Annotated in this window: 10 protein-coding genes; 4 read left to right on the top strand and 6 right to left on the bottom strand. The window is 48.6% G+C overall.

Features of this window, described 5'->3' with window-relative positions; all coding sequences use genetic code 11:
* Positions 1-741: 741 nt before the first annotated feature.
* The 4 genes from NFS31_RS16455 (at position 742) to NFS31_RS16440 (ending at position 5472) form a co-directional block, all read left to right on the top strand.
* Positions 742-1623: an Rpn family recombination-promoting nuclease/putative transposase gene (locus NFS31_RS16455; RefSeq protein ID WP_251497326.1), complete on the top strand. Its 882-nt coding sequence runs from the start codon at positions 742-744 to the stop codon at positions 1621-1623.
* Between the two features lie 481 nt (positions 1624-2104).
* A complete protein-coding gene (locus tag NFS31_RS16450) occupies positions 2105-3730 on the top strand; it encodes a hypothetical protein (RefSeq protein WP_251497323.1) in 1626 nt (541 codons plus the stop codon).
* Between the two features lie 153 nt (positions 3731-3883).
* The gene (locus NFS31_RS16445) at positions 3884-4858 is read left to right on the top strand and encodes a hypothetical protein (RefSeq protein WP_251497320.1); all 975 of its coding nucleotides are present in this window, start codon (positions 3884-3886) and stop codon (positions 4856-4858) included.
* Between the two features lie 209 nt (positions 4859-5067).
* The gene (locus NFS31_RS16440) at positions 5068-5472 is read left to right on the top strand and encodes a hypothetical protein (RefSeq protein ID WP_251497317.1); all 405 of its coding nucleotides are present in this window, start codon (positions 5068-5070) and stop codon (positions 5470-5472) included.
* Between the two features lie 481 nt (positions 5473-5953).
* On the opposite strand, the gene NFS31_RS27835 is transcribed toward NFS31_RS16440, so the two are convergent.
* The 6 genes from NFS31_RS27835 to tnpA all read right to left on the bottom strand — a co-directional run bounded on the left by NFS31_RS27835 (position 5954) and on the right by tnpA (position 9858).
* On the bottom strand, positions 5954-6109 hold the full coding sequence (locus NFS31_RS27835; RefSeq protein WP_334303099.1) for a helix-turn-helix transcriptional regulator: 156 nt from the start codon (positions 6107-6109) through the stop codon (positions 5954-5956).
* A gap of 327 nt (positions 6110-6436) precedes the next feature.
* Positions 6437-7630: a tyrosine-type recombinase/integrase gene (locus NFS31_RS16430; protein ID WP_160259169.1), complete on the bottom strand. Its 1194-nt coding sequence runs from the start codon at positions 7628-7630 to the stop codon at positions 6437-6439.
* Positions 7631-7710: 80 nt separating this feature from the next.
* Positions 7711-7914: an excisionase gene (locus tag NFS31_RS16425; RefSeq protein ID WP_160259185.1), complete on the bottom strand. Its 204-nt coding sequence runs from the start codon at positions 7912-7914 to the stop codon at positions 7711-7713.
* A gap of 437 nt (positions 7915-8351) precedes the next feature.
* Positions 8352-8588, bottom strand: a complete 237-nt coding sequence (locus NFS31_RS16420; protein ID WP_069431962.1) for a helix-turn-helix domain-containing protein — start codon at positions 8586-8588, stop codon at positions 8352-8354.
* A 5-nt stretch (positions 8589-8593) separates the two neighbouring features.
* A complete protein-coding gene (locus NFS31_RS16415; protein ID WP_069431961.1) occupies positions 8594-9025 on the bottom strand; it encodes a sigma-70 family RNA polymerase sigma factor in 432 nt (143 codons plus the stop codon).
* Between the two features lie 392 nt (positions 9026-9417).
* The gene (gene tnpA, locus NFS31_RS16410; protein WP_251497314.1) at positions 9418-9858 is read right to left on the bottom strand and encodes an IS200/IS605 family transposase; all 441 of its coding nucleotides are present in this window, start codon (positions 9856-9858) and stop codon (positions 9418-9420) included.
* Positions 9859-10105 lie beyond the last annotated feature (247 nt).

Here is a 10105-nt window from a genome sequence, read left to right as displayed (position 1 = left end):
TTTGAGTAGCGCTGTCGGAGAAAAAGACAAGGAATATGGGAAGTTATTTCGAGACAGTTCCTAAGATGGATGAAATCAGCCAGGAAGAAGCCAAAGCTGTTGGTGTAAAATCGAATATAGATTAGGTCAGTTAATTATTATTCAATATACCGGGAAGACTATGGCTGCAGCGAAGTCATCGCATTTACTATTAATGGAAACAGAAAAGTCACTTAATTATAGAGTCATTTCTCAGGACAAAAACAGCGAGAACGGAGTATTGAGAGAACTGCAATGTACAGACAAGTATCTTTTTACCCCCCTGGCATAATGGTTCTTTCTGAAGTTTGGGTAACTCCGTTATTCTCATTTTGATTTACTAAGCCAATTTGGTGGCTTGTAGCAAAATCTGAGAATATGCGAATACCCAAAGTTCAGAAAGAACCGGCATAATGCCGGGGCTTTTTTTCGATCTTTTGGAACGCCGCCATTTCCATACTTTCCGTGAAAACGTACGAGGCATCGAGAAAGAGAGGATACGGATTTCAAGAAAAGTAAAAAAACAAAGCGCCCTGGAAGCCATGCTATGATGCCGCATGGGCAGAAAGGAAAAAAGAGATGTCTTATGACGAAAGGAGAACAATGGAAAAGATTTTCAACCTGAACGAAATGGAAATGAAGGAGATCGCCATGCTGGCGCAAGAAACTGCCTTGACGGGGGAGCAGAAAAAACATATAATATAAAGAAAGGAAGGCAAGAAAATGGACCAGAAAAGGCTAGAGTATATTAAGGGGCTGTGCATGATGGATGACCTGTTAATGTCAGCCGTCCTGCAGAATAAGGACTGCGCGAGGCTTGTCCTGCGCATCATCCTGGAGGATCCATGGCTCGAAGTGCAGGAAGTCCAGACGCAGGAGACGGTCAGCAGCCTGTATGGCCGCGCCATCCGGATGGATGTCAAAGCCATTGCGTCTGATAAGCGGCTGTGCAATATCGAAGTCCAGAGGAGCGATGCGGGCGCAGTGCCGAAACGGGCCAGGTATAACGGGAGCCTGCTGGACGCCAACACGGCGCTGCCCGGGGACGCTTACGGGAAACTCCCGGAACAGTATGTGATCCTGATCACGGCGAATGACGTGCTGAAAGGAGGGCTGCCGATATACCATATTGAGCGGATGATCCTGGAGACTGGGAAGCTGTTCAGGGACGGTTCCCATATCATATACGTAAATGGCAAAAATCAGGATGACACGCCACTTGGGAGGCTGATGCAGGATTTCTGGTGCAAGGATCCCCAAAAAATGCATTATCCGGAACTGGCTGCCGAGAACAGGCGGCTTAAGGAAACCGAGGAAGGAGCGAAGCAAATGGAAAGCGTTGTGGACCGGATCTTCGTGGAGGGCCGTGAGGAAGGCCGTGAGGAAGGCCGCATGGAAGGCCGCATTTTGAAATTGATCGATTCCGTATGCAAAAAAATCATCAAAGGAAAAAGTACAGCGGTGATCGCAGATGAGCTGGAGGAGGAAGAATCCACAATCCAGGATATTGTTTCTGTGGCTTCCTCTTATGTACCTGAATATGACGTTGAAAAAATATATGCGGTAATGAACCAGGTAACAGGAAAATCTGCCGCAGTGAAGTAGTATCTCCCCAAAACGCCCCTGTGTCATGCCGGGGTGTTTTTTTACCATTTCTCAGCAAGAAATCCATCACCCTCTATGGGTGGGGATGAATTTCTCAAAAATTTTTCCGGCTGCGGAGAAAAAAGGCCCTCGCAGGGGCTTTCCTGCCGCATCATCGCTTTGACAATAAAAAGCTATATTTTATAGTAATTATTCATACTTTTGCAATCCTTATTATTTGGCAATAAAAAACCGTAATTTTGTTGAGAATTTTACAAAAATAACTTATTATACGGGTGAAAGTAATAGTGATTGTATGGCGAAACTGCGCCGGACATGGAATAAACAGACAAATTGCCCTGGCTTTGCTCATCACAAAAAACTGCCCCGGTTTTATCTATCCGCAGAAAAATCCTGATGAAAATATGAGCCATACTTTTTATCAGGAGCCTGGCCTTTCATGGTCTGGGCGGCCATCCAAACAAAAAAGGAGGAAAACGATATGGGGATCTTTTTGAATCTTGAGATCATGCCATGGAAGATTCGCCCGGAGGACTGGCAGGCGGTGTACCAGGAGTCACTTAAGCTGGTCGATGCCTTTCCGTTTCTGGACGTCGTAAAAAAGTCTAAGAACGGGCGCGATTATGTCTGTGGGACGCGCAGCAGGAGCAGAACAGGCATCTTCGGCCGGGAATGCCAGGGCTGGCGCAGCGTGGGAGATATGGAGACGGGAAGCAATACGGAGGATTATATATTATATAGCGATATCCATGAATATCTGCATGGAGAAGGAGGCCCTGGGAGCGATGAGGCAGATATCCTTGCTGTCTTGATGGATGCGTCGGATTGGCGCCAGCCTGAGAACACCACGAATGTTTTTGGCGGGAAGACCCAGGGGGAGCGCAGCCATATTCCCCTGCTGGCCATCGCCTGCATGGCAGAGGACAGGCTGCCGGAAGGCTGTGCGGCAGTGTCCGGGGATATCAACCTGGCACAGTGCAGGAGGGCAGTTTCCTGGGCCAGCCAGGAGCTCGGCAGGCCAGTCTCGCTTCCTGCCGTATGTAGAAAAGAAGCGCTGCACCGGCGCCTTTCAGCGATCGGGCTTAAAGGCAGGGAACTTGTGGAGAAAATGATCGAGTTGTCTTTAGAGGGCGGTTGGGAACTGGGGGATTTCCTCCAGGAAAAAGAGTCTGACGGCTGGTATGCGTATTTCCGGGATGCCTTCAAGGGCTGCGATGCGGGGACGATGGAGTTGGAGCGCACGGTCAGGCGTTATCTGGAGATGGATGGAGACTTCAAGAACCTGTGCCGGATGCTTGTGTCGGATCCAGAAGGCAGGCGGCTCCCTCTGGAAGATTTCCTGCAGGTGATCGTCAGTATCAAGCTGCATGTGCAGGAGAAGGAGACGTACGACTTCACGCGGACGGACCGGCAGAATCCGGAAAAGGATACAGTGGACGATATCGGCGCCCTGATGAAAAGGATGTTCGGCGGCCTGTTTGGCCTTGGGAACCACAATGTCAATGCGTATGTCCCGCTGGAAGAGATCCGGGAGTCCTGCAGGGAGGTATGCGGCGAAAGCTGCGACATCGACGGAACCATCGGCCGGGCGCTGGAACGGCAGGCCGGGGAAGACAAGAAAGAAAGCGTCCAGTCCATGCTCTATGACGGCAGGCTGGAAGAGATGGCCGGCGAACGCGAAAAGGAAAGAGAAGAATTGGCTGAAAAGTATGACGTGGTGGACAAAGACGGCCTGGGCGCATGGCGCGAAGGATGCCGGGTCGAGCCAAAGCTGGAAGAATGGCTGCTGACCCTGTGCAGGCAGTTGCACGGGTTCTCGGAAAAATACTTTGGGGAGTTCCAGGCACTGGGCGCGAGTGGGCGGGAGGATTGTTTCCTCAGGGGATATGACCGCCATGTCCTGCTCACGGATGCCATGTGGGACCGTATCTGGGAGGGGATCATGGATGACGCATACATCCGGCGGATCCATGCGCTGTGGTGTGTGGACACGACGACAAAGTCTGGTTCCGACATTTGTGAGATGATGTACCGGTACCCGGAAATGTATGAATATTATTGGAAAGTGACGGACGGCGGCGCAGGGCCGGATGGCATGCAGGAGTAATACGCCGGCCGCCCACAAGCTTGATCAAACACAACAGAGAGGAGGGGGCAGGAGGTTGCGGCAGGCGGATCCTTTATGGGAACTGTCCGGTTCCTGCCGCATTCTGCCCTGTCTGGGCTAAAAAATCCAGGCGGGGCCTCCTGCGGGATTTCAATGACAGCGAAAGAAGTGATACAACAATTGCAGGGAGGGGAACTCAGCAGAGACGCGGTCAATTGGCGGGCGATTTCGTGTGAGCAGTTTCTGACAGAGGACTTTATCCGGGAGTTCGCAGATCAGGTGGTTTGGAGCCGGATCTCCCATTACCAGCGCCTGACAGAAGATTTCATCCGGGAGTTTGCGGACAGGGTGAGATGGGACAGGATATCCAGCGCCCAGCACCTGACGGAAGGATTTATCCGGGAGTTTGCGGACAGGGTGGACTGGACACGGATCTCACTCTGTCAGCCCCTGACGGAAAGCTTTATCCGGGAATTTGCGGACAGGGTGGATTGGTGCATGATCTCTTATTACCAGTACCTGACGGAAGATTTCATCCGGGAGTTTGCGGACAGGGTGAATTGGCGCCTGATCTCCGGTTATCAGCCTTTGACGGAAGATTTTATCCGGGAGTTTGCGAACAGGGTGGACTGGCGTATGATCTCCGGTTATCAGCCTTTGACGGAAGATTTCATCCGGAAGTTTGCAGATAAGGTAGATTGGAAAGAGGTTTCCGCACACCAGTACCTGACGGAAGGTTTTATCCAGGAATACAGCGCCCTGCTGGACTGGGACGCTATAAACGATAACTGGCTCTACAAAAATGCGTCCGAACTGGAGGAGGCGGTTCGCCGGACAGGCCTGTACGAATGCCATAAAGACTTTTTCATTGCGTATAAAAACATCCGCGATGACAGATACGACAATTTCAACTTCCAGTACCGGTATATGCCAGGGGAAACCTATGAGACGTTCGCAGACACTTTTGGCGCCGAAGATCCCTTTGGTTTTTCCGTATGGACAAAGAAGGAAATTGCATTATTCAGCGGCGGCCTGACAGTAGCCTGCAAGGTGTATTACTGTGACGTCGCCAGAGTCGTGCATGATGGTGGGAAGATCCGATGCAGGAAGATCACCATCCTGGATTGAGCCCATCCCCAAAAACAAATAACTCGTATATTCCCTTATGCAGGGCGGGGTTCTCCCGCCTTGTTTTATTTGCGGTTTCAGCAGATACATTTCTTAGGCTGCTAAAAGAAACCATCATGGCGTTTATTTTTGGCGCGGCAGGCTCCCTCTATATGCCCATACTTTCCATGGAACAAACATCAGGCATAAGAGAAAGGAGAGAGCAAAACATGTATGTCAACTATGGAGACAAAGACTTTTTTGAGTATGGGCGTCTGGTTGACGCGGAGCATGAGGAGAACGTCTATGATATCCTCTGCTGCAATCCTTACCCGGACGAACCAGGCCAGTTCCAGTTCGGCCATTGCAGGGTGGACGTCACCGAACCATGGATAGACCAGGAGGCCGTGATGGGCTTCATCGGGATGGCCAGGGAAGCCTATGATCCAGCCCGGTTCGCGCTGGGATGCGTGGATTATTATTCCTGGGACAATTTCGGGGCAGCGGATTATGGGTGCAGCTATGACTGGCGGAATATGGACAGGGATTCCATATGTGATATCCTAAAGGGCTATCTGATCGCCTGTGACAACCTTGAAATCAGGAAAGATGATGCAGAAATAGCTGTCTGCTGATAAGGAGGCCGCCTATGATGAGAAATACGAACCGCTCTGGCACGATGCTGTACCAGGGAACCATGTACCATACAGGCACATGACGAAGAAGAAGCTTGCAGGATAGCTGCTGGAATGCATAGGAAACATCCTATGAAGCGCCTGTACGCTTTCTATGCCTGAAAAATACACGCAAAAGGAGAAAAAATGAAGAGAAAGAAAACAAAAACCATCTGGGCATACTTAGATGGAAAAAGCTGGTCGATGTCGTCCAGGCTGCGTTGGATAACACATGATGGCTGAGGACGTGAAAAAAATGCTGATCAGAGAAGACCCGGGACATGAGGTTACGTTCCGGTGCGAATAAAAAATAAAAAACCGACAGTGGGAGGACTTAGACAAATGCGTTTAAGTCTTTTTTCATGCGGTTATAGACGGCAAAATGAAGTGAAAAAGAATCAGTAGCAATAATATCACGAAAAACGGTATGGCCAGAAACAGGCTATTCCTGAATGTCTAATCCCTCAAAGAAATCACCATAGGCGCAGTCATATATTTTGCGCAATTCTATGAGGACACTGACTTTGATATTCAATTCTCCATTTTCATATTTAGCGTAAGTGGAGCGACCAATGTCACAACCGCGACGTTGTAACAAAGCACAAAGTTTTTCCTGTGAAATGTTGTGCTTTTCACGAAGGGATTTAGATTGCTGCCGATGTTTCTGTCTCTCCGTAATTTCTGTTCCATTTGTATCTTCCTTTCTTAGACCAATATTGAGGTCAATACCATTGTATAAACTTTTATATCAAAATTAAAACTAATTTTTGATTATCCTTTTATAAGTTCTTATATGCCGGTATAGCCTGTATTTTCAGGCTTTCCCGGCATTTCCCATGTGGAAGAAACTCACAAATACTTTTATATCCTCTCATGTTTTCGCTTTCAAAAGTAGTATAAGTAGTAGTAAAACCGCCTCGTACTACTAAGCCGCCAGCCGATCCATCTCTGCCTTTGCGGAATCGAATGTTGCATGAGCGTAATAGTTCAGCGTCATGGTGATGTTGGAGTGGCCCATAAGATACTGTAATGCTTTCGGGTTCATTCCCTTATTTGCCATATTCGTGCAGAACGTATGCCGTAAGGTGTGGGGCGTCATTACCTTGGGTAATGCTTCTTCATGGGTCTTGTTGTATTTCTTGGCAAGTCCCTTAAACATGCTGTCATAATTGACTGCAACTTTCGGCAGGCCGTCCCGATTCAAAAACAGGAAATTGCCGTACCCATCAATGATAATGGGTTTTGCACCTTTGCGGTTCTGCAACACTCGCTTGAACGCCTGATACACTTTGTCGCTCATGGGAATCTGTCTGACGCCGCTTTCCGTCTTGGGGACTTCAACATAGTAGCCAATCTTTGAGCTTTTCAAAAGCTGGTGGTCTACGTTGATGATCCGGTTATTAAAGTCAATGTCGGTATCAGTCAATCCGCATAATTCAGAAATACGAAGCCCTGTCCCCAATAGGATAATGAGTTCATCATAATACTTCTGATAAACCTTGTCACCTTGGGCAAAGGACAGGAAACTTTCTTCCTGTGCTGGTGTGAGAGGCACCTTTGGTTCCGTATTGTCTTTCAGGACGGTATTCAGCTTGAAGTCAAAAGGATTTTTCCTGATACAATCGTCCTGTATGGCGGTATAAAACGCCGCTTTCAAGGAGCGCTTGTCGTTGCTGATGGTCTTAAAGGAATAGCCTTTCTCTTTCATTCTAAGCGCCCATTCTTTCGCGTCTGACAGCTTCACACTCTCAATGCTGCAAGAACCGAGCTTATCCTGTTCGAGAATCTTCATCAACCGCGCACGTCCATTTTCGGTGTTGTGCCTGACGTTTCCCCTCTGCCTGATCTGCTTTGCATAAAGCTGGCAGACGGTCATTTTCTTTCCTATGGGGTCGATCCCGTCGTTAAGGTCTTTCAGTAAAATTGCTTCCTTTTCCCTCAACGATATATCGTCGCGTTTTCCTGCCGGAATCTTGTCCGTAGGCGTCAATTTCCACGAATAAAGGAACTTCGGTTTACCAAAGGTATCTGTATATTTGTAAGCATATCTTCCGTCTTTTCTCCGGCTCTCTCCGGACTGCAATAATCTATTTTTGCTGTCCCGTCTTTTCTCTGACATAGTGCGTCATGCTCCTTTCCCTGTCGGAAAGAGCCTTGATATGCCTACACCTATTATAGCATATTCAAGGACAAATTACATCATATTACGTCCAAAGTATCAATTATTTTTTCAAACTGTTTCCGCTTGATCTGAATCCGATTACCGTTGAAAATCACCCAGCCGGACTTGGTGTTTTCCTCCGCCAGCTTACGCAATTTGTTCTCCCCGATACGGAAATATTTAGACGCTTCCTCAATGGTAAGCGTGTATTTTTCCCAGATAGGCACATCAGTTGTTTCCATCATGTTGCCCCCTTTCACGAAGTAGAAAAATGGTTTCCAGTTACAAAAGGGGCATAATAACGGACGGCTGCTGGCACAGCTCCACGGGAATCTCACCCCCGCATGGTTCTCATGCGGCCCTGCTCGTTGCCTGCGACGCTTTTAACGCTCGGACTGCGACGACAAGGGAGTATCATTGTCCCGCCTGCATGTTATCGCCCGCAAGCTGCCACGCTTGCATTACGGCATGGTGTTGGTCGCTCCGCTTTCTCCGTAGGGGAAAGTATCATGGCGCACCCGCCGCCCGGCTCGGTACAGACGGAATGTGTCCGTTTGCCCTATGCTGCGCCGCCGTTGTCTTGCGTCGCTTTCTTTATCAAAGTGCAGCCCTGCGGCCTCCGGGGATCAGGGAAACGTGGAAAGGGTAAGGCCGTTTCCTCTGGCCGGGGGCCGTGTCATCAGGTAGTGATGACGATGGAATGAATGAGCTTAATTTGCAGACGGTGTTTCATAAACTCGTCCACGCGGACATGAGGCTGGCCGTATTCGTCGTAGAGCTTGCGGGTACACAGTTTGTTTATGTAGCCATCGTAGTACCGCAGCACGCGATCCACGGCGTCAGCTTCCCCAGCGCGGGCCGCTTCAATCACCGAATAAGGCAAAAGCTCCCTGCCTTTGTAATTGGGCTGCTTCATACGGTTCAACCTCCCTCCGGCATGATTGCCAATAGTTTTGTCCGAAGCTCTTTCAGCGTTTTCGCCCTGCGCCGTTGGACGGCGCTGCGGCTCATTCCCATAAGGTCGGCTATTTCCTGATCGGTCATATCCAGAACGCAGCGCAGGATCAAGATACTTTGCGCGTCTTTGGACAGACTGGAAAATGCGTCGGCCACAAGCTCATTGTCGATCAATAAGTCGTACCCATGAGAGCTAAAAATATAGCTGTCACTGGGGTAATGATCTTCCGTGCAGAGCTTGTCCATTTCTGCCTGCGGTAGAGCGTCGAACGACGTTTCACGGTCGCGGCGGCGCTGCATTTCCCGCAGGTAGTCAAGGGCCTCATGGTACAGCACCAGCTTACAGTAGCGGTCAAACTGGCACCGTTCGCCATAGTCACGGGGGATAGCTTCCATCTTCTCACCCCCTTTCTATGGGGGTATAGGTGGTTCTCTCCCTTTCCGCCAACAAAGCGAACGGTTTTCCGCCGCCTGCCCGCTAATCGCCTCCTATTTGAAAATTTCTCAAAATATTTATTAAGCGGTGAAGCAGACCGCAGAAAACGACAAAAAACGCCCGGCTGGTGGCAGACCAGCCGGGCGAAGAAAGAAGCGAAACGATATGAAATTACACGATATAGTTCATACTCATATGCGAGCTTATCCCGTGGCGGGGTAAGGCTTTTTTTAAGTGGTTATTGAGTGAATTAGGGCGAAGATAACTGAACCACTACCGGCTAAAGCCGGTAGGTTCGCTCTGCTGCTAAAGCAGCCTAAAGTTGTCTCTCCGCAAGATTATCATTATTTTTCTACGGTGATCCTACCTCGAAGTTATCAGAGTTATTTCTTTCCTGTAAATCTTGGTTTTGTATATATTCTCTGATAATTTCATCTGTAACATTTCCACTGCTTGCCACAAAATATCCTCTTGCCCACAAATGTTGTCCCCAAAATTGTTTGTTTAGTTCCTTATATTCCATCTGTAACTTTCTGGAGGTGTTGCCTTTTATATATTGTACCAGCTTACTTGCTGACAAGTGCGGCGGCACTGACACCAGCAGATGTATGTGGTCACTGCCCACATGCCCTGCCAAAATCTGCACTTCATTATTCTGGCAGACCATTCGGACTAGTTCCCTAGTTCTAACAGCTATTTTCCCTAACAATATGGGTTTCCGATATTTTGTTATCCATACTAAGTGATACTTTATGTCATATGTGCAATGTGCTGATTTCCTGTAATTTTCCATATTTTCACCTCAAGTTTAGTATTCCATTTTTTATGTCATCTAAACTTGAAGGTATGGGGTTTACCTAAAGGTTTCGCCTAAAGGCGAGGGTTTTAACCCCATTATACAGACAATAAGCATGGCGGCGTCCTCTCATAAGCCGCCTACTATTGCCTGCTATGAATCGAAAAGCGCAGACAGAAAAAAATGACGGCTCCGATTTCTCAAAGCCGCCGTATATGATAAAAAGCACAGGGAAGTGGCTGCT

Source organism: Otoolea muris (genome assembly GCF_943193115.1).
GTDB classification, from domain to species: domain Bacteria; phylum Bacillota; class Clostridia; order Lachnospirales; family Lachnospiraceae; genus Otoolea; species Otoolea muris.
Note: the sequence above shows the minus strand (reverse complement) of the source record. Positions and strands in the feature narration are given on the sequence as shown.